Annotated in this window: 20 protein-coding genes and 1 other RNA gene; 17 read left to right on the forward strand and 4 right to left on the reverse strand. The window is 42.1% G+C overall.

Annotated features, from left to right (window positions below; translation table 11 throughout):
- Positions 1-102 precede the first annotated feature (102 nt).
- Positions 103-1,083 carry a hypothetical protein gene (locus tag QJ048_RS05260; RefSeq protein WP_282333283.1) on the reverse strand — a complete coding sequence of 327 codons (981 nt, stop codon included), beginning with the start codon at positions 1,081-1,083 and terminating at the stop codon, positions 103-105.
- A gap of 336 nt (positions 1,084-1,419) precedes the next feature.
- A complete protein-coding gene (locus tag QJ048_RS05265; protein ID WP_282333284.1) occupies positions 1,420-2,700 on the reverse strand; it encodes a serine hydroxymethyltransferase in 1,281 nt (426 codons plus the stop codon).
- 551 nt (positions 2,701-3,251) lie between these two features.
- Here QJ048_RS05265 and QJ048_RS05270 point away from each other — a divergent pair.
- Positions 3,252-4,253: a sugar phosphate nucleotidyltransferase gene (locus QJ048_RS05270; protein WP_282333285.1), complete on the forward strand. Its 1,002-nt coding sequence runs from the start codon at positions 3,252-3,254 to the stop codon at positions 4,251-4,253.
- A gap of 90 nt (positions 4,254-4,343) precedes the next feature.
- On the opposite strand, the gene QJ048_RS05275 is transcribed toward QJ048_RS05270, so the two are convergent.
- Complete coding sequence (locus QJ048_RS05275) at positions 4,344-6,821, reverse strand: TonB-dependent receptor (RefSeq protein ID WP_282333286.1); 2,478 nt, start codon at positions 6,819-6,821, stop codon at positions 4,344-4,346.
- Between the two features lie 243 nt (positions 6,822-7,064).
- Here QJ048_RS05275 and rnpB point away from each other — a divergent pair.
- Together rnpB and cysM are read left to right on the forward strand one after the other, a co-directional pair.
- Positions 7,065-7,420: RNase P RNA component class A (rnpB, locus tag QJ048_RS05280), an RNA gene on the forward strand.
- Between the two features lie 206 nt (positions 7,421-7,626).
- Positions 7,627-8,508, forward strand: a complete 882-nt coding sequence (gene cysM, locus QJ048_RS05285) for a cysteine synthase CysM (RefSeq protein WP_282333287.1) — start codon at positions 7,627-7,629, stop codon at positions 8,506-8,508.
- Between the two features lie 195 nt (positions 8,509-8,703).
- On the opposite strand, the gene QJ048_RS05290 is transcribed toward cysM, so the two are convergent.
- Complete coding sequence (locus QJ048_RS05290; RefSeq protein ID WP_282333288.1) at positions 8,704-10,944, reverse strand: glycoside hydrolase family 3 N-terminal domain-containing protein; 2,241 nt, start codon at positions 10,942-10,944, stop codon at positions 8,704-8,706.
- 218 nt (positions 10,945-11,162) lie between these two features.
- On the opposite strand from QJ048_RS05290, the gene QJ048_RS05295 reads away from it, so the two are divergent.
- The 14 genes from QJ048_RS05295 (at position 11,163) to hisA (ending at position 23,361) form a co-directional block, all read left to right on the forward strand.
- Positions 11,163-11,669, forward strand: a complete 507-nt coding sequence (locus tag QJ048_RS05295) for a YdeI/OmpD-associated family protein (RefSeq protein ID WP_282333289.1) — start codon at positions 11,163-11,165, stop codon at positions 11,667-11,669.
- A gap of 542 nt (positions 11,670-12,211) precedes the next feature.
- The gene (locus QJ048_RS05300) at positions 12,212-13,633 is read left to right on the forward strand and encodes an anthranilate synthase component I family protein (RefSeq protein WP_282333290.1); all 1,422 of its coding nucleotides are present in this window, start codon (positions 12,212-12,214) and stop codon (positions 13,631-13,633) included.
- 91 nt (positions 13,634-13,724) lie between these two features.
- Positions 13,725-14,342: an anthranilate synthase component II gene (locus QJ048_RS05305; protein ID WP_282333291.1), complete on the forward strand. Its 618-nt coding sequence runs from the start codon at positions 13,725-13,727 to the stop codon at positions 14,340-14,342.
- 123 nt (positions 14,343-14,465) lie between these two features.
- Positions 14,466-15,458 (forward strand): anthranilate phosphoribosyltransferase, encoded by a 993-nt coding sequence (gene trpD, locus QJ048_RS05310; RefSeq protein ID WP_282333292.1) that lies wholly within the window; start codon positions 14,466-14,468, stop codon positions 15,456-15,458.
- A complete protein-coding gene (locus QJ048_RS05315; protein ID WP_282333293.1) occupies positions 15,455-15,898 on the forward strand; it encodes a GNAT family N-acetyltransferase in 444 nt (147 codons plus the stop codon). The genes trpD and QJ048_RS05315 overlap by 4 nt, the downstream gene beginning before the upstream one ends.
- Before the next feature lie 83 nt (positions 15,899-15,981).
- Positions 15,982-16,779 carry an indole-3-glycerol phosphate synthase TrpC gene (gene trpC / locus QJ048_RS05320; protein WP_282333294.1) on the forward strand — a complete coding sequence of 266 codons (798 nt, stop codon included), beginning with the start codon at positions 15,982-15,984 and terminating at the stop codon, positions 16,777-16,779.
- On the forward strand, positions 16,776-17,405 hold the full coding sequence (locus QJ048_RS05325) for a phosphoribosylanthranilate isomerase (RefSeq protein ID WP_282333295.1): 630 nt from the start codon (positions 16,776-16,778) through the stop codon (positions 17,403-17,405). The genes trpC and QJ048_RS05325 overlap by 4 nt, the downstream gene beginning before the upstream one ends.
- A 10-nt stretch (positions 17,406-17,415) precedes the next feature.
- Positions 17,416-17,904: a GNAT family N-acetyltransferase gene (locus QJ048_RS05330; protein ID WP_282333296.1), complete on the forward strand. Its 489-nt coding sequence runs from the start codon at positions 17,416-17,418 to the stop codon at positions 17,902-17,904.
- 144 nt (positions 17,905-18,048) lie between these two features.
- Complete coding sequence (gene trpB / locus QJ048_RS05335) at positions 18,049-19,239, forward strand: tryptophan synthase subunit beta (protein ID WP_282333297.1); 1,191 nt, start codon at positions 18,049-18,051, stop codon at positions 19,237-19,239.
- Between the two features lie 101 nt (positions 19,240-19,340).
- Positions 19,341-20,111, forward strand: a complete 771-nt coding sequence (trpA, locus tag QJ048_RS05340) for a tryptophan synthase subunit alpha (RefSeq protein WP_282333298.1) — start codon at positions 19,341-19,343, stop codon at positions 20,109-20,111.
- 65 nt (positions 20,112-20,176) lie between these two features.
- Entirely contained in the window at positions 20,177-20,773 is a 597-nt protein-coding gene (hisH, locus tag QJ048_RS05345) for an imidazole glycerol phosphate synthase subunit HisH (protein WP_282333299.1), read from the forward strand.
- Between the two features lie 43 nt (positions 20,774-20,816).
- Positions 20,817-22,229, forward strand: a complete 1,413-nt coding sequence (locus tag QJ048_RS05350) for a pyridoxal phosphate-dependent decarboxylase family protein (protein ID WP_282333300.1) — start codon at positions 20,817-20,819, stop codon at positions 22,227-22,229.
- Positions 22,229-22,639, forward strand: coding sequence for a GNAT family N-acetyltransferase (locus QJ048_RS05355; protein ID WP_282333301.1), 411 nt, complete (start codon positions 22,229-22,231; stop codon positions 22,637-22,639). The genes QJ048_RS05350 and QJ048_RS05355 overlap by 1 nt, the downstream gene beginning before the upstream one ends.
- 2 nt (positions 22,640-22,641) lie before the next feature.
- The gene (gene hisA / locus QJ048_RS05360) at positions 22,642-23,361 is read left to right on the forward strand and encodes a 1-(5-phosphoribosyl)-5-[(5-phosphoribosylamino)methylideneamino]imidazole-4-carboxamide isomerase (RefSeq protein WP_282333302.1); all 720 of its coding nucleotides are present in this window, start codon (positions 22,642-22,644) and stop codon (positions 23,359-23,361) included.
- Positions 23,362-23,422: the final 61 nt, after the last annotated feature.

Consider the following 23,422-nt stretch of genomic DNA (forward strand, 5'->3'; position numbering starts at 1 on the left):
CCGGCTGGAATTTAGGGGTAGAGACAAGGCAGTGCCTTGTCTTGCCTATACTGTTAGTTTGATTGCGTAAAAAAGACAAGGCACTGCCTTGTCTCTACTGATTTATTTTTTCAATTCACTTAGCCATTTTTCAGCAAAGCTTATTGCTTGTTGCATCGGCTCTCTGCCCATGCGATAGAAATACTTCCAGTTGTTGTTCTTTCTTTCATACACAGGGTTAGTAAACCTTCCTTTAATTACGGTGGCATCGTAATCTACTGACTTCGCCTCCTCGATAAACGCTTTGAGTTTTTCAGGCAATACATTTTCCAGTTTGTATGTATCGTAGTTCCTTTGCTCTTGTGCCATGTCTTCTTTCAGTTTTTTCAATTGCTCCTGGAACTGCTGATCCTGCTCGTTTTTGGCGTTATTCATTTTCTCATTCATATCAGCCGGGTACAAACTTTCAATAGCTTTTTTCTTAAACTCGTTAGGGTTTGTTTTTGATAAAGCCAGCAGATCCTGTTTTTCTTTCAAGCTTTTTTGCAATTGTTTCTTTTCGGCTTCGTTTTTTTCATTGTCCTGCATCTGTTCTTTTATCTCAACAATTTGCTGACCAACCGCTTGCACGAGAACAGAAGGAGGCAACGAATTCATTGTTTGGATCATTGCTTTCCTGGTTGCTTCGGCATCCGGCATTTGATACTCGGAAACTTGCTTCTGTGCAGCTATCGCGTTGTTATAGGCCAGCCCAGTCTTTGATTGCAGCGTGTCTTTGTGTTTATAATCGTATGCCTCTTTGTTGGTCTCAATACTGATCTCATAACTCTCTTTAAATTCCTTACTGTTTACCAGGTCTTTTGCTCTTTTTAAAAGATCTGACATTAGTGCTGCGCGATCTCCTGACGGCAACTTCAAACCCTGCGGACGTATTTTGTACCACGAATCGTAATTAGTGGCAAATACATCATTGAGCAAATAATTTTTTACAGCTTCATCAATATCATTTTGTGAAACAAGGATGGAAGCGAGCTTCCTGTAAGCGGTCATGCTCATTAACACAACGGCAAAGGTTATAAGGGTGAAACGATAAGCTTTTTGCATAATAGAGTGTTTAAAGCGTAAAAGTATATCGCGATCAATCGCGTGAAAATGCCAAAAGAAATGAAGTGTAGAAAATAGTGTGTGAAGTGTTTTATTTCACGCGGCGAACACAACGAAGCGGCGGCGCAGCGATGTATGTTGTTAGGATATTAGTCTTAAATATATTAGAGATCAATAATCAGAATGTGGCAATAAACATACAGACCAAGCTCATCAATAACAGCTGCGCCGTTGCTTCGTTGTGTTCGCCGCGTGAAATCTTTGCGCCTTTGCCTTTGCGTGAAATAAAAAAGCCTGCTGCAATTGCAACAGGCTTCGAAATATATGCTGTTTGTTTTATCCTAATTCAGGATACAACGGGAACTGCTTCATGAACGCTTTTACTTCTTCGTTTACCTGGGTAATAACCGCTTCTTCGTCAATGTTCATTAACACTTTATCGATAAAAGCAACCACTGTTTCCATGTGTTCTGCTTTCATTCCTCTTGTAGTAACAGAAGGAACGCCTACACGGATACCGCTGGTAACAAACGGGCTCTTGTCATCGAAAGGAACAGAGTTCTTATTCAACGTAATGTTTGCTCTATCCAACGTTTCCTGTGCTTTTTTACCGGTGATGTTTTTGTTACGCAGGTCGATCAGCATCAGGTGGTTGTCTGTACCGCCGCTTATAAGGTTATAACCGCGGCTAACCAATGCTTTCGCCATAGCCTGTGCATTTACTTGAATTTGTTTTGCGTAAGCAGTAAAGTCGTCGCTCAAGATTTCACCGAAAGCAACAGCTTTCGCAGCAATCACGTGCTCAAGCGGACCACCCTGGATACCAGGGAATACAGCCAGATCAAGCAATGCACTCATCAAACGTGTATTGCCTTTTGGATCTTTAATACCAAACGGATTCTCGAAATCGTGGCGCATCAGGATAACGCCACCGCGAGGTCCGCGTAAAGTTTTATGTGTAGTTGTAGTAACAATGTGGCAATGTTCCAAAGGATCGTTCAATAAGCCTTTGGCGATCAATGCAGCAGGGTGAGAGATATCAGCGAGGATCAAAGCGCCGATCTCATCAGCTACTTTTCTTACTCTTGCATAATCCCAGTCGCGGCTATAAGCAGATGCACCCACGATGATCATTTTGGGTTTAGCTTCTCTCGCTACTTTTTCCAGTTGGTCGTAGTCAACCAAACCATCTTCTTTTGTTACACCGTAAAAAACAGGGTTGTAAATTTTACCGCTAAAGTTAGCGTGGCTGCCGTGTGTAAGGTGACCGCCCATGCTCAGGTCGAGACCCAGAATGGTATCGCCCGGTTTCAGGCAGGCAAGAAAAACTGCCGCATTTGCCTGTGCGCCACTGTGCGGTTGCACGTTCGCCCAGGTTGCATTAAACACTTGTTTTATCCTGTCGATGGCTAATTGTTCAATTTCATCGATCACTTCGCAGCCGCCGTAATAACGCTTGCCGGGGTAACCCTCAGCGTACTTATTGGTTGCTACACTACCCATCGCCTGCATAACCTGCAGTGATGTAAAGTTCTCAGAGGCAATTAGTTCAATGCCATTTTGCTGACGTTCTTTCTCTTTACGCAGCAGGTCGAATACTAACGTGTCTTTTTGCATGGCGCAAAGATAATGTGAGGAATTAGAAATTAGAAATCAGGAGATAGAAATTAGAAGGTGCGACCACCAAAAAAATACAAAATGTCATTAACCTAAGACAATTTGGAGGTATCATAAAAAATTGTCAATCACCTCGGTCTAATTCCTAATTATTAATTCAATGTCGTTTAGTTAAGCAACTTTTCAATTACTTGGTTGCTATGTCCAGGAAAGAAAGACTGCTTGTCATCCCGAGGAACGAGGGATCTGCGTGATTGTTTACGCATAGTGTTCGCTAGTGTTAGGCCCAGATCCCTCGTTCCTCGGGATGACAAGCGAGATGCTTTTGTTTTTTCAAACACCTTAACTAAACGACATTGAATTCCTAATTTCTAATTCCTGTTCTCTTTGCAATCGATTTCTATAGGAGAAACCAAAAAATACCTATTTTCGTTTGCAGAGTGCGGAAGAAGATAAAATGGAAGGCTCTGTTACTCGAAATGCGCCGGTAGTTTATGGCTAAGCCGTAAACAAGCTCATTTTTCGGAGATATTTATATTAAAACTTTACAAGTGAAAGCTATTATTCCCGTAGCTGGTGCTGGCACCAAGCTGCGACCACATACATATACTCAACCGAAGGCTCTTATTCCACTGGCAGGCAAAACCATTCTAAGCATTATAGTCGATCAGCTGTTGGAGGCCGGTATTACAGAATACATTTTTATAGTAGGATATCTTGGTAATAAGATACAGGATTATGTACGGGACAGATATCCGGGCCTCAACGTTCATTTTGTGCAGCAAAACGAACGAAAAGGAATAGGGCAAGCGATTGCATTAACCAAGGATATTGTGAATAACGACGAACTGTTTATTGTTCTTGGAGACTCTGTTTGCGAATACAACCCAAAGGATGTGCTGCAAAACGAGCATTCGGTATTGGGAGTTAAAAAGGTAGATGATCCGCGTGATTTTGGTGTAGCCGAAATAGGGGAAGATGGTATGATAAGCCGCGTGGTGGAAAAACCTCACATCCCTAAATCCAACATGGCACTCGTTGGGATCTATTTCATAAAGGAATCTGAAAAACTTTTTGAATGCCTCGAAAGTAACCTGCAGAACAATTTGACCAGTCATGGAGAATTCAACCTGACGGATGCATTGGAGTGCATGATCAATAACGGTATCAAGATCGCGCCATTTAAAGTGCAGAATTGGTTTGACTGCGGCAAAAAAGAAACACTTTTGGACACCAACGCGATCCTGCTTAAAAAATTCGGTCACAAAATAGCAGAGGACCGCATTTTTGAAAACACAATCATCATTCCTCCGGTGAACATCGCATCGGGCTGCAACATTCGCAATGCGATCATCGGGCCCAATGTTACCATCGGAGAAAATGTGACCATTCATTCCTCTATCGTAAAAGATGCCATTATTGGAACCTTTTCTAACCTTAGCGACATCGTTATAACCCGTTCTCTCATTGGCAGCGACGCAGAAGTGAAGGGCGAAAGCCGCAGTTTGAACGTAGGTGATAACGCGGAGATAGATTTGGGAAGGACAATGTAAAGAAGTAAAAAAAGGGAAAGTCAAAATGTAAAAGTAAAAAGTCAAAAACGGTTCAACTTTTGGGACCATTTTTGACTTTTAAATTTTGAATTAGAACGGAACTATCATTTTTACACACGCATTTCTCCCCATTCCATAAATGCCCAGTTTGTCGTTGGGCGATTGCGAGTAGTATTCAAAGTATTTAAGCCTGCTTAAGCCTGACTGAAAAGAAGTATTGAAAATATTGTTTACCTGCAAAAGAAATTGCAACGAAGATTTTTTGCTGTAGTTGACAACGGTACTCACAGAAGCATTGAAAAGAGTAAAAGCTTCTGAGGCCGTTTCTGTATTGTATGATTGTAGAAATCTGTCCTGGCGGCCATTGTAGTCAATGTCTGCTTGTACAGATAAAGAGGGGATAAGCGAGCTTTTTATTTTTATTTCCTGGGAAATGGAACTCAATAATTTCACCGGTGGAATAAATGGCAGATACTCTCCATCAACACCTTTTCCTTTGTAGTTATTGTTCTTGTTAAAACCGTACACAGCAGAAAAATGATTGCTGATCATAAATCCCTTCAACCGTTGTGGATGAATACTTAGCGACGCTTCTATACCATACAACTGCGCTGCTTCCTGCAGGTATTGAAAAGTTTTGTTGCCTTGCGCATCTGTCAATGGGTTACCTGCACCATCTGTTAGCTGGGAAAAGTAAATGTAGTTCTGTACGTTGTTATTGAAAACGCTGATACTGGCAGTTACATCTTTCGCACTGAAGTCGATACCAATATCTTCCTGCAAATTGAATTCGGGTGAAAAATTGCTGTTGCCCAAATAAATAATGTGAGCCCCTGGATCGAGGCCGTTTGAAGCGAGCTCAGTGATGTTGGGCGCTCTGTAACCCTTGGCAATATTGGCCTTAATGGAAATCTTTTCGGTGAGTTTGTACGTTGCACCCGCACTTAGTGAAACACCGGTAAAAGTTTTTTGTAAAGCAGGAAATTGTAAAACGGAGCCTGCTGTATCCGGCAGAAAAAATTGTTTGTTGAAACCGTTATCCGGATTTGCTCCGATGTACATATCACTTGTGTGCATGCTGCGCAGGTCATACCTGATGCCGCCGCTAAGTGTCCATTTTTTATATTTCCAGGAAGCGCAGATGTAAGAACCAATGTCGAGCAAATTATAATCAGGAATAGGAAAGTCAGTGGCATCCATGCTTCTGTTGTTTTGTGCCATTCCATTGATTCCAACACTTAGGTCAACATTGGAGAAATAATGTGTGTTGTATTTGATGTTGTAATTCAAAGTATTTAATCTCACAAATAACGCAGCTTGCTTAGGCGCTGTAGGATGACTGAATTCGCGGCGAATATTTTGTTGCAATCCTAACAAAACCTCCATGTTGCCATTACCGAAATCATATCGGGTATTGTTGTAAATGCGATAATGCTGTATATGCTGATGCAATGGCGAAAGCCCATAGCTGTTGAGTTCTGCATCCGTTACAACCGGACGATGGACAATATCGTCAATGCTGCCTTCGCGGACTTGTTTGGTGAATTTTCTTGAAACCGAATCACGGCTTCCGTCCGGAATACCTTGTAAGTTGTCGTACAAAGTAAAGTTAAGTGTAGAAGAGAACTTGCCATTGTTATAGCCGGCGAGTGCCGCAAAATTTTTCTCACTGAAACCTGTGTTGTATACGCGGCTATCAACTGGGTTAGTATAATTTTTTGCAAAACGATAGGAGCCACGCAATGCATACAGCCAGTGGTCGTTGCTATAATTGAGTCGCAGCCCGTTTCCAACCAGGCCGTTGTTGCTTTGATATTCTGTCGTGAATTTTCCTTTCAGCTTTCCATCTTTGTCTTTAGGTACATTGGGGAAAAGACTTACAACGCCCGCCAGTGCGTCCGAGCCAAACATCAGACTGGATGGCCCTTTGATCACTTCTGCTTTTTCAATGTTGTATGCGTCTACTTCAATGCCGTGTTCATCTCCCCATTGCTGTCCCTCTTGCCGTATACCGTCGTACAAGGTTAGTACGCGGTTATAACCAAGTCCCCTGATGAATGGCTTGGAAATATTCGGTCCAGTTTTTACTGTATTTAGGCCCGGAACATTCTTCATCAGCACGTCAATAATATTGCTCTCAATTGTTTTTTCAATTTTAACAGAAGAAACAGTCGCAATAGGAATAGGATTTTCCCGTATCAGTGTAGCTTTTGAAACACCCGTAATTACTACTTCTTCAAGCGATGCAGAAGTCTTTGTAAGTTCGATGTGTATAGTAGCCGGAGCATTACCGGTAACATTTTTTTTGCGATAGCCTACGGTAGTTATTTCAATTTCATACTTTCCGGAATCAGGAACTACTATGGCAAAGCTCCCTTGCTCATTGCTAAGAACACCTGCTTTAATTGCATGGATATAGATTGAAGCGCCTGCCAATCCATTGCCCGTCAGTTCATCTTTTACAATACCTTTTATTGTGTGCTTGTGTTTCGATTGCTCAGATGTTTGCGACTGCAGATCGTCGCAAAATGAAGTAAAAAGAAAGCTAAGAAAGAATAGTTTTTTCATTTAACTAAAAAAATATTTAGTTGTGTCTAAAATTTAATTTAGATAAACATATCTTATTTTGTTAATATCATGAAATAAATTTTTGTGCAGTAACCAGAATGGAATCTGCCATCATGTGGCTATTTGTGCGGCTTCGACAAGCTACATATGTGAGCTTGAACCATAACTAGCAAAAAATCATAACGAATCATCACAATCATGAAAATCTGCGTTCTTTACTTGTTATTTAGTAATTTCGCCTTTGCTACAAACCGAACTATCGTACCGCCTTGCGGTAAGGAAAGTCTGGACAGCGCAGAGCAAATGCACCGGTGAACAGCCGGGTGTTTCGAGCAATCGGAGCAACAGAAAGTGCCACAGAAAATAACTATCCTGACCTTTGGTTGGGAAAAAGGTGAAAATGTGGGGTAAGAGCCCACGGCCGTACGCAGTAATGCGTACAGCGGGTAAACCTTGCATGCTGAAATGCCACGTATACCGGCGCCCGAGGGCTGCTCGCCCGATGCCGGAGGGTAGGCAGATTGATTCCGCGAAGTAATTCCCGGGACAGATAAATGATAGTGTAAAAACAGAATCCGGCTTACGAGTTTGTAGCAACTTTTTTTAATACGGAACGCAGATTTTCATGATTGTCATGATTTGCGCTGATTAATATAGTATGGATCTTTTGTTTAAGCCAACTCTCCTCAAGATACCATACATACCCAAAAACAATCCTTCATCATAATAAATCATGACAATCATGAAAATCTGCGTTCTGCATTCCATTTTCAATTTATTTTGCAGTCCATTAAAATAATAGACTATGGCAGGTATACTCGATTTAGTTGGGAATACACCGTTAGTAGAGCTTAAGAATATTCCTACCAATAAAAACGTTACTGTATATGCGAAGCTGGAAGGCAATAATCCCGGCGGAAGTGTGAAGGACCGTGCAGCTTATGGCATGATCAAAGGGGCATTGGACAGGGGAGAAATAAAACCGGGCATCAAATTAATTGAAGCCACCAGCGGTAACACAGGCATTGCACTGGCAATGATCGCCAGCTTATTTGGTGTAGAAATAGAACTGGTAATGCCTGATGATGCTACCAAAGAAAGGGTCTCCACTATGAAGGCTTTTGGCGCAAAAGTGATTCTTACGCCAAAAGAAAGATCTATGGAAGGGTCCATTGATTATGCAAACGAGCAAGTGGCAAAAGGTGGTTACCTGATGCTGAATCAATTTGCCAATCCTGATAACTACATGATGCACTATCGCACAACCGGCCCCGAAATATGGAAGGATACAGATAAGAAGATCACCCACTTTGTTTCCTCCATGGGAACAACAGGAACGATCATGGGTGTATCAAAATATTTAAAGGAGCAAAATCAAAACGTGCAGATAGTGGGTTGCCAACCGACAGATGGTTCGCGCATTCCCGGCATTCGCAAATGGCCCGAAGCATACTTACCTAAAATATTTGATCGCAGCAGAGTTGATCGAATAATAGAACTCGATGAAAAAGAGGCTCGCACTATGACCAAGCGCCTTGCCAAAGAAGAGGCAATCTTCGCCGGTATGAGCAGTGGCGGAGCAGCGCATGCAGCTATACAACTTGCAAACGAATTAGAGTCCGGAGTGATTGTATTCATTGTATGTGACAGAGGAGACAGGTATCTTTCATCCGACCTTTTCGATTGATTATTCGACCTGGTTCTTTTGCATAATAACTGAATAACTGAATGACTGAATAACTGAAGCTTACATTCAATTTTGCATTTTGACATTCAGCCACTCTGTTATTCAGTCATTCAGTTATTCAGTCATTAAAAAAGCCGCTACATGCTGTAGCGGCTAAACTATAATGGATGGGTTAGAGACGTAAGATGTTCTTTTCTACTGTATATACGAAAAAGTCGCTTTTTTATTGCCTATCATTACGTCAAAATCTCCCGGTTCAGTTATTGTCTTCAATTTTTCGTTTACAAACGCAAGGTCGTTCTTATCCAATGTAAACGTTACTACTTTGCTTTCACCAGCTTTTAAATCGATCTTTTGAAATGCTCTCAGGCGTTGTACACTAGGCGTAATGCTTGCATATTGATCATGCGTGTAAAGCTCTACAGTGTGTTTGCCATCGCGAGTTCCGGTGTTTTTTACAGTGATGCTGACATTTAATTTTGCCGCACCTTGTAATTGCTTCGAGCTAAGTTGAATATCGCCGTATTCAAAAGTTGTGTAACTCAAACCTGCTCCAAAAGCAAACAGAGGTTTATAACCATCCATCGTCATATCGGAGTTGAAGATTTCGCGGATCTCTTCTGTGGGCTTGCGGTCATACATCACTATTTCACCCATGCTGCGAGGGTAGCTGTAAGGTAATTTACCGCTTGGGTTGTAATCACCAAACAAAACGTCAGCAATCGCTTCACCTGTTTTTTTACCACTCCAGTAAGCCATCAGCACGCCCTTCATTTGCGGTTCGATGCTTGTGATGAAACGTGGTCGCCCTTCTGTTAAAACAAGAATAACAGGCTTGCCTGTGGCCCAGGCAGCCTTCGCTAAATTGATCTGGTTCTCTGGCAAAGCAAGATCGGTGATGTTGCCGGGGCTTTCTGCATAAGCATTTTCGCCAAGGCACAAAATGATTGCAGAAGCACTTGCAGCCGCATTTTTTAATGCTGCAGTATCAAAATTTTGCGGAGCATCAAAGCCTTTAGCGGTTGTGGTGATTACGTTGCCTGCACCAATTTTATCAGCGATGGTTTGGAAGATTGTTTTGCTGTCTTTCGGGTACCAGGTTTCGTCTTTGCCTTGCCATGTATAGCTCCAGCAACCATTCAGAGCGCTGATGCTTTGTGCTGCCGGGCCCGCTACCAATATTTTTGCAGTTTTAGGTATAGGTAAAATGTTGCCATCGTTTTTCAACAACGTCATTGCTTCGTGAGCAGCGTCCAATGCTAAAGTTTGATATTCGGGTTTGCCAAAATTTGTGGCGGCATTTTTTTCAGGATATGGGTTGTCGAACAAACCAAGTTTTGCTTTTAATAAAAGTATCCTGCGAACGGCATCATCAATGCGTGTCATTGGTACCTCATTTTTCTTTACTGCTTCAATCAGCAGATCATAAAAAGAGAAATCAGTAGGCACCATGCTCATGTCAATACCTGCGTTCACTGCCATCGCTACTGCAGCTCTTGGAGTTGATGCAACAAAATGTCTGTCATTGAGACGTTTAATGTCTTCCCAGTCTGTAACCACAACGCCTTCAAAACCGAGTTCTTTACGCAAAACATCAGTCAGCAAATACTTGCTTGCATGAACAGGCGTGCCGTTGATTTCACTTGAATTGATCATCACCGTAGAAGCGCCTGCTTTTACAGCTTCGCGAAATTGTGGTAAATAATATTCGCGCATTTCGATCTCGGGCATGTAAATAGGAGTGCGGTCCTTTCCGGTCCTTGAAGCGGAATAACCCAGGTAATGTTTCATACAACTGGCAACTGCAGTTGGGTTGCGCAGTCCATCTTCTTCATAGGCTTTAATAACAGTAGCGCCCATCGTTTTGCCGATGTACACATCTTCACCATAAGTCTCCGGAAATCTTGACCACAAAGGCTGACGGCCAAGATCCAGCACCGGCGCGAAGTTCCAGCGTACACCGGAAGCACGCAATTCTTTCGCCGCCACTTTCGTAACGGCTTTTGCAAGCTCAGGATTACGTGTTGCGGCCATACCTATATTCTGTGGAAACAGTGTTGCATCCAAAGTATATGTTTGACCGTGAATGCCGTCAAGTCCATACAATACGGGGATTTTCAAACGACTGTTTTTTGTTTCATCTTGTATTTGCGTGATCACTTTGGTCCATTGATCTACCGACAATGCGTGGTTGGTTACATTCAAAATAGAACCGACGCGATAATCAACGACTGCTTTTTTCAAGGCAGCAGGATTAAGCACGCCGTCTTCCGCAGAAGCCACAACACCGAGTGTAACCTGTGCCATTTGGCCCACTTTTTCTTCCAGCGTCATTTGTTTAAGAAGTGATTCTACCTTTTGTTTGTCAGCAGGAGTTTGCCCAAAGGAAAAGTGAGATATCAGTAATCCCACTGTGGCGATAGCAAGCTGTTTCATTCGTAAAAATGTTGGTTGTGTTATTGTAAAGCACTAATGTAAACAGAAGTTTGCTTGCTTCAAATGACGGTTTGAATTTTATAATCCAATGCTGACGGTATTTTAACTGAGAGATTAAAAAAGTACAAGAAAAGGTAAAAGTAAAAATTCAAAAGTCAAAAATGGTGCGACAGTGTGAACGTTTTGACTTTTGAATTTTTACTTTTTAATTTTAGCCTATGGTAAAATTCAGCACCACCATTGTTCGTTTCGACTCGCAAGGCGAAAAAACTGGCTGGACCTACATTGAAGTGCCGGCTGCTTTGGCACAGAAACTTTCGCCCGGTAACAAAAAATCATTTCGCGTAAAGGGAAAGCTGGATAATTATGAGTTTGAAGGAGCTGCCCTGTTGCCGATGGGTGAAGGCAATTTTATCCTGGCATTGAACGGCACTATGCGTAAAGGCATCAAAAAGCAAAAGGGTGACAAACTGATAGTAATATTAGAAATAGACAAACCATTCGAAATTCCATCGTGGTTTATGGAATGCATCGAAGATGAACCCAAAGCCATTGCTTACTTCAATAGTCTGCCGGGCTCACATAGAAACTATTTTGTGAAATGGATATTGGCCGCAAAAACAAGTCCTACCCAGGACAAACGAACTGCACAAGTGATTCACGCCTTGATCAATGCAATGACCTATCCGGAGATGCTGCATTATGAGAGAGACAGGAATAGTTGAGAATTGAAAGTTGAAAGTTGAGAATGCTTTTTGTGTGCCGGAGGAAGTGATAGCGAGCATTCTTGCTGCCGTGGTTCGTGTCCCCACGAACCACTCAGAGCAATCACGATGTGCATTTCGGTTCGTGAAGACACGAACCGAGGCGGCTTACAGGTTCGACAATGAATCGCGAAAAATCTGCATACTCAGTATTATCTATGTGCATTAAATCTTAATTAATCATCAAAATCATGAAAATCTGCGTTCCGGCTTTCGCATTTTCTAATTTTCAAATTATCTAATTGTTCCGCTGTTTCTTAAAATTCTTTTCAAAAAATTTGGTGGTTTGGAAAATGAGGTTCATTTTTGCCATGCAATGAAAAAACAAGTAATAAATATTCAGTGGTGGTGGCATACAAACTCTTCCGGGGTTGTGTAATGTCATTTTCATGTTTATATAAACGCATTATATCAGGCCCCGAAGTATTCGGGGCTTTTTTATTTGGTTCCGGGTAGCGAGGCGAATTAGAAACAACAGTTAAAAAACATCCATTAGTCACCGAATGAAACGAATTGCAATAAGAACGGACGTAAAAAAAATGCTGGCAGATGTATTTACGCCGGTTGGCATCTACCTCAGGTTAAGAGACAGGTTTCGCGACACGATCCTGCTTGAAAGCACTGACCACCACGTAGCAGAAAACAGCTACTCATTCATCGGCATCAACGCAATTGCCGGAATGGAAATCACTTCAAAAGAAAGCCTGGAATTCAAACTGCCAGGCCAGTCTCCCGAAAAATTACCCATTAAAACCACAGAAGAAGTTCCGCAGCACCTATGGAACTTTATGAAGCGCTTCGAGATCGCTGAAGGTTCAAGCACACTTAAAGAAGCAAGATTTGCACAAGGCTTATATGGTTACACCACCTTCGACGCGGTACAATTCTTTGATACTATAAAACTCAGCGTTGGCAATGGTCAGCAACCGACCATTCCGTTGATGCGGTACAGGTTATATCAATATGTGATTGCCATCAATCACTTTAAAGACGAACTGTTCATTTGCGAAAATAAAATCGACGGTATCGAAAGCGAACTCAGCGTGGTAGAATCGCTGATACGCAGTCGCGACATTCCGGTTTATCCGTTTGCAGTGCAAGGTGAAGAAGGAAAGAACATGAGCGACACAGATTATATGGACATGGTGAAGAAAGGTATTCAAAGCTGTTTCCGCGGAGATGTGTTCCAGATCGTTCTCAGTAGAAGATTCCAGCAGAAATTCACCGGCGATGAATTCAATGTGTATCGCGCACTTCGCAGCATCAATCCTTCTCCTTATTTATTTTTCTTCGATTACGGCGACTATAAATTAATGGGCTCAAGTCCTGAAGCGCAACTGATCATCCAAAACGGCAAAGCGGTTGTACACCCTATTGCAGGCACTTTCAAAAGAACCGGCAACGATGAAATTGACGCACGTGAAACAGAGCGTTTAAGAAATGATCCCAAAGAAAATGCGGAACACGTAATGCTCGTGGATCTTGCCCGCAACGATCTCAGCCGCCTGTGCGATGATGTGCAAGTGGTTCACTACAAGCAGGTGCAATACTATTCTCACGTGATTCATTTGGTAAGTGAAGTAACCGGAAAAGTGCGTCCTGACAGCAATCCGTTTGAACTGCTTGCAAAAACATTTCCTGCAGGTACCTTAAGCGGCGCGCCAAAGATTAAAGCGATGCAACTGATCGATTCATACGAACCAACGAGCCGCAGCTATTACGGTGGAGGCATTGGCTTTATGGGATTTGACGGCAGCTGCAACCACGCAATTATGATCCGCACATTCTTAAGTAAGGACAATACCCTTACTTACCAAGGCGGTGCAGGCGTAGTATCTGCAAGCAATCCTGAACATGAATTGCAGGAAGTAAACAACAAGCTGGGAGCTTTGAAAAAAGCAATCGAGTTCGCTGAAACAATTTGATTCTTTTGGTAATCAGCAGTGATGCTACTATTAAACATCATTGCGTCGCACACTTCAGCGGTTGAATAGAACTGAACAAACAAACAAAACCATGGCTAACAATACAACAGATAATAAAGGTGTAGGAAAAATATTGGTGTTTGACAATTACGATTCATTCACCTACAACCTCGTGCATCTTGTAGAGAAAATAACACACACAAAGGTGGACGTTTACCGCAACGATAAAATTGCATTGGAAGACGTTAATAAATATGACAAGATCATTTTATCACCAGGTCCTGGCATTCCTGAAGAAGCAGGTTTGTTGTTGCCTTTGATCAAACAGTATGCGCCAACGAAATCTATACTGGGTGTATGTCTTGGGCACCAGGCGATAGGGCAGGCATTTGGTGGTAACCTAACCAATCTGTCAACTGTTTATCACGGTGTGGCAACAAATATTATGCAAAAGAAAGTTGCACCAAAAGGCACAAACGAAGTATTCAACAATTTGCCTGCAGAATTAGAAGTTGGCCGCTACCATTCATGGGTGGTAGATAGAAAAGGATTTCCTGAAGAACTGGAAATTACTGCAGAAGATGAAAACGGTTTTATCATGGCACTGCGCCATAAAACGTATGATGTGCAAGGCGTACAGTTCCACCCAGAAAGCGTATTGACACCAATGGGCGAAAAGATTTTGAGGAATTGGCTGGAGGTTAATTGAAAGTTGAAAGTTGAAAATGTGGGGAGCTGTAGGGGCGAATCGCATTCGCCCTGTTGCCCAAATAGCGAGATGAATTGAAACAGAAATTGGTGATTGAAGCCGGGTGTTAAACAAAAAACCAAAATGAAAAAGATTTTACAATATTTATTCGAACATAAAACATTGAGCCGCGAGCAGGCGAAAGATGTGCTGGTAAACATTAGCCGCGGACAGTACAACGAGCATGAAATAACAGCATTTGTAACAGTATTTTTAATGCGCAGCATTACCATTGCAGAATTGCAGGGTTTTGGAGATGCATTGCTGGAACTGTGTGTGAAAGTTGATTTGAACGGCCACAAAGTAATTGACATTGTTGGAACCGGTGGCGATGGAAAAAACACATTCAACATCTCTACGCTATCCTGTTTTGTCGTAGCAGGAGCAGGGCACAAAGTGGCCAAACACGGCAACTACGGCGCCACATCGGTAAGTGGTGCATCAAATGTGATGGAGCAGTTGGGTTACAAATTCAAGGCAGATAACGGAGCGCTACAAAGGGAAGTGGATGAGGCAAACATTTGCTTTTTGCACGCACCAATATTTCATCCCGCATTAAAGACAGTTGCGCCGATCCGCAAGAATCTTGCAGTGAGGACATTCTTCAACATGCTTGGGCCAATGGTGAACCCAGCGAATCCGGCGTTTCAATTGGTAGGTGTGTACAACCTTGAAATGGCAAGGATATACACGTATTTGCTGCAGCAAACCAACCGCGAATTTGTCATCATTCACAGTCTCGATGGTTATGATGAAATTTCACTGACAAACGATACCAAAGTAATCACCAATCGCGGAGAGCGCATCATGACACCGGAGCAGTTAGGCAAAAGAATGGTAAATGCATCCGATATTTATGGCGGCAATACGCCGGAAGAGGCGACAAAGATTTTTCTTAAAATAATTCAGGGAAAAGGAACATGGGCGCAGAACGCAGTAGTACTGGCAAATGCAGCAATGGCACTCAATGGCTCTGGGAAATACGGAGACTACGATGCAGCATATAACGCAGCGGTGGAAAGCCTCGAAAGCGGCAAAGCTTACGAAAGCTTACAAAAATTAATAGCAATGCAATGACATACAAATTGATCCGCGCCATCAATGGTGACAGCGAATTGATTTTCGACATTAAGAAAAGGTCGATCAAACCTTATGTTGAGAAGATGTTTGGATGGGACGAAGAATGGCAGCGACAATTTGTTTACAAAAATTATAAACCTCAGGATATCGAGTTCATCATTGCCGAAGATCATTGCATCGGGTTACTGGAAGTGCAGGAATATGACGACGAAATTTTTTTAAAGAACATCCTGATCGTAAACGAATACCAGGAAAAAGGAATTGGGACAGCTATTTTGAAACAGTTAATTGAAAGAGCAGGAGAATTGCATAAGCCAATAAGACTTGAGGTTTTGGCGATAAATGAACGGGCTGAAGCTTTTTATAAACGATTAGGATTTGCGGTGACGGAGAGAAACAATATTAAGGTATGCATGGAATTCAAAATTCAAAAGTAAAAAGTATAAACGCGTGCGACCTTTCGGACGTTTTTTGACTTTTGATTTTTGACTTTTTAATTTCGACTTTTAACTTATAACCAATGAACATTTTAGATAAAATAATTGAGCAGAAGAAAATTGAAGTAGCAGAAAGGAAAGCGAAAAAATCGATAGAAGAATTGAAGCAGAGCGAGTTCTTTGGAAGAGAGACATTGTCTCTGAAACAGTTTTTGCTTGATGAGGACAGAACGGGCATCATTGCAGAGTTTAAAAGAAAGTCGCCATCAAAAGGAATGATCAATGGAACTGCTGATGTGGTCGAGGTTACAAGCGCATACAGAGCAAATGGAGCGTCCTGTTTATCGGTTTTGACAGATGAAATATTTTTTGGCGGCAGCACTGAAGATCTGATCAAAGCAAGAGTGAACAATATTCCTATTTTGCGAAAAGATTTTATCATAGATGAGTATCAGATTGTAGAGGCGAAGTCAATGGGCGCTGACGTAATTTTGCTGATCGCAGCATGCCTTACGCCGGAAGAAGTAAAACGGTTGGCAGCATTTGCAAAGTCATTGTCATTGGAAGTTTTGCTTGAATTACATGATGAGGAAGAGTTGCAACACATTTGTAACGAAACGGAAATTGTGGGGGTGAACAACAGAAATTTGAAAACATTTATTGTAGATATAGAGCGAAGCATTGCCATGTCGAAAAAGATACCGGCAGATAAGATAAAAGTTGCAGAAAGCGGTATCAGTTCAATTGAAAATATCAATATTTTTAAACAAAACGGATTTCGTGGATTTTTGATCGGCGAGAACTTTATGAAAGAGGCTGACCCCTCAAAAGCATTCGCCACATTCGTTTCACAACTTAAAAACCAATCGACAAGAACATGAGAGTAAAAGTCTGCGGCATGATGCAACCAGAGCAGGTAGCAGAATTAGAAAGCAGCGGCGCTACGTTTGCGGGATTTATTTTTTATCCGAAATCGCCCAGGTACATTTTCAAACAGATGAGCCTTTTGCAATTGAAGAAAATTAAGAACATCAACAAAGTAGGCGTGTTTGTAAATGCACCGGTAGAAGAAGTACTGCACATGGTAGATGAATGCGGTCTGCACATGGTGCAGTTGCATGGCGATGAATCACCCCGCTACTGCGAACGCATTTCAGATTATATCTCAGTAGTAAAAGCATTCCGTCTGAGTGAAAACGATAGTATCGAGTGGATGATCAAGCCTTATATGGATGTGTGTGACATGTTTATGTTCGATACGATGGGCGCGGGTTATGGCGGTACCGGAAAGAAATTTGACTGGAACCAATTGAAAAATGTCACCATAGGTAAACCATATTTCCTGAGTGGTGGCATTCAACCTGACGATGTGGAGAAGCTGAAAGAGTTTGCAAGAGAGCCGTCGTCAAAGGCTTTGTTCGCTGTTGACATCAATAGCAAGTTTGAAGTAAGTCCTGGAGTAAAGGACATGGAGAAGGTAAAAACATTTATTAAAGAGTTGTCGTAATACATTTCACATGATAGTAAGAGACGCCACAGAAGCCGATTTGCCGCAAATACTGGAAATATACAACGATGCGATATTAAACACCACCGCTGTGTATGATTATCATCCGCATACATTAGAAATGCGTCAGCAGTGGTTTTCTACAAAAAAGGAACAGGGCTTCCCGGTATTTGTCGCCGAAGAAAATGGAGCGGTGCTGGGATTCAGTTCCATTGGGCCTTTCAGACCTTGGACGGGATATAAATTTACCGTAGAGAATCTTATTTATGTAGCAGAAAAAGCAAGAGGGAAAGGCATTAGCAAACTGCTTATGCAACCTTTGATCGATGCAGCAAAAAAGCTAAACATGCACGTGATCGTTGCGGGCATCGATGCTACAAACGATATCAGCATTAACCTGCATAAAAAATTCGGATTCGAAGAAGTAGGGTTGTTTAAACAGGTAGGCTATAAGTTTGACCGATGGCTTGACTTGAAGTTTTTGCAACTAACGTTGTAAACTGCAAATTTGAAAATTTGAAGATTTGAGAAATTGAAAATGAGCAACATGATTTTTTAAACATATCTCTTTTAACAAAGCTCATAATAACTTGTAGCCTTTGCGCCTTTGCTTCTTATGCTGCTTTGCGTGAAATAATAGAAAATGAAACAAACATTCACATCGCCTGATACAAAGGGCTATTATGGAAAATTTGGAGGTGCTTACATTCCTGAAATGTTGCACCGCAATGTAGAGGAATTGCAATCGAAATACCTGGAAATCATGTACGAGAAAGGATTCCGGGATGAGTTCAACGCATTGTTGAAAGACTATGTCGGCAGACCAACACCGCTGTTTTTAGCAGAGCGTTTGAGCAAACAGTTCAACACCAACATTTACTTAAAAAGAGAAGATCTTAATCATACAGGCGCACATAAAATTAACAATGCAATAGGCCAGGTACTGTTGGCGCAACGCCTTGGTAAGAAACGTATCATTGCAGAAACAGGTGCCGGTCAGCATGGTGTGGCAACTGCAACAGTATGCGCATTGAAAGGCATTGAATGCATCGTGTACATGGGCGTGAAGGATATTGAAAGGCAAGCGCCAAATGTTGCCCGCATGAAAATGCTCGGAGCAAAAGTAATGCCTGCAACAAGTGGTAGCCAGACGCTGAAAGATGCGACCAATGAAGCTATCCGCGATTGGATCAACAATCCGACAGATACGCATTATGTAATTGGAAGTGTGGTAGGCCCGCATCCTTATCCGGACATGGTTGCACGTTTTCAAAGTGTGATAAGTGAAGAAGTGAGATGGCAGTTAAAAGAAAAAACAGGCAGCGAATTACCTACACACGTTGTAGCTTGTGTTGGTGGAGGAAGTAATGCAGCCGGTGCTTTCTATCATTTTCTCGACGAACCGCAAGTGCAGTTGGTAGCAGTTGAAGCAGCGGGCCTCGGCGTAAATAGCGGACACAGTGCAGCAACAACCCAGCTTGGAACAGCGGGCGTTTTACACGGTAGTAAAAGCATTGTAATGCAAACAGAAGATGGACAGGTTGTAGAGCCACACAGTATTTCAGCCGGTTTGGATTATCCAGGCATTGGACCTTTACATGCACATTTGTTTGACAGCGGCCGCGGTAAATTCTTGAGCGCCACAGATGACGAGTCTGTACAGGCAGCATTCAATCTCTGCAAGCTGGAAGGCATCATTCCTGCATTGGAATCTGCCCATGCACTAGCAGGATTAAATCAATTGCAGCTAAAGGAAAAAGACGTTGTAGTACTTTGCCTTAGTGGTCGCGGGGATAAGGATTTGGCCACTTATATGAAGCGCATGGATGCCTGAGGCAATTTGAAAATTTGAAGATGTGAAAATTTGAAAATGAAAGGTGCGGCAGCCTTCAAGACATCAGTTATTTAGTTAATCAGTTATTCAATTATTACTCGATGAATCGTATAGAGCAGGTTTTTAAAAATAAAAATAATAGGGTTCTCAATGTTTACTGCACAGCAGGTTATCCTAAGCTGGACAGCACTTTGCAGGTAATGCAGGCGCTGCAGGAAGGCGGAGCAGATTTGATTGAACTTGGAATGCCGTACAGTGATCCTTTGGCAGATGGACCGGTTATTCAACACAGCGGTTCGATTGCACTGAGCAACGGCATGACCATCGCGACATTATTTAAACAACTGAAGGATTTTCGCAAAACCGTTACGGTTCCGGTTATATTAATGGGGTACATGAATCCGGTAATGCAATATGGTTTTGAAAAGTTCTGTGCAGATGCGGCGGCTGTGGGTGTTGACGGTTTGATTTTACCTGATTTACCTCAATACGAATTTGAAACAGAGTACGGAGTAATCATAAAAAAATACGGACTTGATTTTATTTTTCTTGTAACACCTGAAACCTCCGAAAAGAGAGTGAAGGAATTGGATGCCCTAAGCACCGGATTTTTATATGCAGTGTCTTCGTCGTCGACAACCGGGAATGATAAAGACTTTGGGGCAGTTGAAACATATTTGCAACGATTGAAAAATCTGCAATTAAAAAATCCAGTGTTGGTTGGTTTTGGTATAAAAGACAAGCAAACATTTGAATCGGCAAGCAAGCACTCAAATGGCGCCATCATTGGAAGTGCATTTGTCAAAGCATTGGAAAATTCATCCGATATTAAAGCAGACACAAAGAGGTTTATCGCCAATGTTTTGTCGTAAATAATCTTGTAAAGCTTTTGAATTTTTACTTTTTCAACAATCATAAAAATCATCGTTCTCTTTCCATGAAACTCACAATTGTAAAATACAACGCAGGAAATATTCAGTCGGTTTTGTACGCACTGGAAAGGATAGGAGTGGAAGCAGTTGTTACGGATGATCATGCGCAAATCAAAGAGGCGGATAAGGTAATATTTCCTGGTGTAGGCGAAGCAAGCAGCGCGATGAAGTATTTGAAAGAAAGAGGCCTGGATGAAGTGTTGCAAAACCTTACACAGCCTGTGTTAGGTATTTGCCTTGGCATGCAGTTGATGTGTTCTTACAGCGAAGAAAACGACACGCCATGTCTGGATATTTTTGACGAACGCGTTACTAAGTTCAAGCCTTCTGCTGCGCAGGAAAAGATACCGCAAATTGGCTGGAACAATATTTACGATTTGAAAACAGAGCTGTTTAATGGTGTAAAGGAAAATAGCTATTGCTATTTTGTTCACGGCTATCATGCTGCGCTGGGGCCGCATACAATGGCAACAACCAATTACATTCAACCTTATAGTTCTGCATTGCACAAAGGCAATTTTTACGGCGTACAGTTTCACCCCGAAAAAAGTGCGGAGGTGGGCGAGCAGATTTTGAGAAACTTTTGTTTGGGAATAAAGTAGGGGCGAATCGCATTCGCCCAGTCACCGTTGAGAGTTTAATGAAATGAATACAAATCTCGCGAACGATAATGTGCAAATAGAACAAATACTCGATGCGGCAAAGCAATTGAGTATTTCGTATTTGCAGCAATTGGATGAAAGGCCTATTAGCATTGATCAGCCTTCTCATCGTTTGCCACTGTTGTCAAACGAAGGACTGGGTGCGATACAAACACAGCAATTATTTGAAAAAGAATTTTTACATAACATCATTGCTTCTTCGGGACCGCGATATTATGGCTTTGTGACGGGAGGTTCAACACCTGCGGCAATTGCGGGCGACTGGCTCACATCTGTATTTGATCAGAATACGCAGAATGCGAAAGGCAATGGCGATGTATCGGCCATGCTGGAAATGCATACCGTTCAAATGTTGTTACAATTGTTCAGTTTGCCGAATGTGTTTATGGGCGCATTTGTGACCGGTGCGACGATGTCAAACTTCTCCGCATTGGCCGTAGCAAGGCAATGGTTCGGCAAACAAAAGGGCTATGATGTTGCACTTGAAGGATTGCAGCCCGGAATAAATATATATACTTCTGTTCCCCACTCATCTTCTGTTAAATCCCTCTCGATGCTTGGCATTGGAAGTAAGAATATTATCAGCGTGCCGACTTTAGAAGGCAGGGAGTGTATGGATGTAAATGCACTCAAAGCAACCATAGAGAAATTTCCGGATGAACCTTTTATTTTAATTTCAAGCGGCGGAACAGTGAATACGGTTGACTTTGATGACATGGAGGAAACAGCGGCGCTCAAGAAGCAATACAATTTTTGGTGGCATATAGATGCGGCGTTCGGTGGGTTTGCAGCTTGCAGTGACGCCTATAAACACTTGCTGAAAGGTTGGGAAAACGCCGACAGCGTTACGATTGATAATCACAAATGGATGAATGTGCCTTATGACAGTGCAGTTGTTTTCACAAGAAAAGAGCATGCAATATTGCAGGTGCAGACATTTCAAAATTCAAATGCGCCTTATCTCGGCAATGCATTTGATGACTTTAACTACTTGAACTACGTGCCTGAAAACTCACGTCGCTTCAGGGCTTTGCCGGTTTGGTTTACGCTGATGGCCTACGGAAAAGAAGGGTATAAAAATATAGTGGAAACAAATATTGAGCAGGCTGTGGCATTTGGTGAGTTGATCAACCAGTCAGATGAGTATACGCTTGCGGCGCCTGTGCGCTTGAACACGGTTTGCTTTACGGTGAAAGAAGACAATGGCCGAAAAGAAAAGATAGCAGCAGTTTTAGCAGAATTAAATAAACGTGGCAAAGTGTTCATGACGCCCACAATGTACAAAGGCATGTCATGCATTCGCGCCGCATTTGTGAACTGGCGCACAACGCGTGAAGATGTTGACATCGCTATAGTGGAACTGAATGAAGTATTTGATTTGTTAAACACTTTGTAATGGAAAGAGTGATAAAAGATGCTCCGTTAGAAGATGTTTTGGAAATGCGCAGAGAGGTGATGTATCCTGCGTTTTCCATCGAACAAGTGAGGCTTAAAGATGATGAAGAAGGTAATCACATAGGACTTTATGTTGACGGAAAATTGATTGCTGTGATATCTGTTTTTGTTCGAATCGATATTATGCAATTCAGAAAATTCGCAACAAAAGAATCATGCCAGGGCAAAGGGTACGGCACGCACTTGCTTGAATATGTGATGAAGTTGGCGAAGGACCGGCACTGCATTTCTATCTGGTGCAATGCGAGGGTGAGCGCCAAAAAGTTTTATGAGAAATTTGGAATGCAGGTAACCGGCGACACGTGGTTACAAGACGGACATGAATTTATTAAAATGGAAAAACAATTATAGTAATGGAAATAATTCCGGCAATTGATATTATTGATGGCAAATGCGTTCGCTTAACACAGGGCGATTACGAGCAGAAGAAAATTTACAACGAACATCCGCTTGAAGTAGCGAAAGAGTTTGAAGATGCAGGCTTACAACGTTTGCATCTTGTTGATCTCGATGGTGCCAAAGCCGGTGCGGTGAAGAACTGGAAGGTTTTGGAAACCATTGCTTCCAAAACTTCGCTCACCATTGATTTTGGCGGCGGTATAAAAAAAGAAGAAGATGTAAAAGTAGTGTTTGACTCCGGTGCGGCGTTGGCAACGGTGGGAAGCATTGCTGTTAAAGATGAGAAGACTTTTGTGCAGTGGTTACAAAAGTTTGGTGCTGAAAAATTCTTACTGGGTGCAGATGTGAAGGATGAAAAGATTGCTGTTGGCGGTTGGTTGGAGACAACGGATGTGTGGATATATGATTTCATAGAAAAGTATATTAATCACGGTGTGCAACAAATATTTTGTACAGATGTGAGTAAGGATGGAAAACTCGAAGGTCCGTCGATTGATTTGTATAGGAACATTATTGCAAAGTTTCCGTCGCTTCATTTTATAGCGAGTGGCGGCGTGAGTAATGTTGATGATGTGCATGAGTTGCGTGAGATTGGTTGTAGCGGTGCCATTATTGGCAAGGCAATCTATGAAGGGCGGATAGCAATTAATGATTTGAAGAGGTTGGCTGTGTAGCTCTTCGCCTTACCACTAAGGCACTAAGTTTCCTTTAGAGAACCCTTAGCTGCTTAGTACC

It is taken from the genome of Pinibacter soli (assembly GCF_029961145.1).
Classification (GTDB): domain Bacteria; phylum Bacteroidota; class Bacteroidia; order Chitinophagales; family Chitinophagaceae; genus Pinibacter; species Pinibacter soli.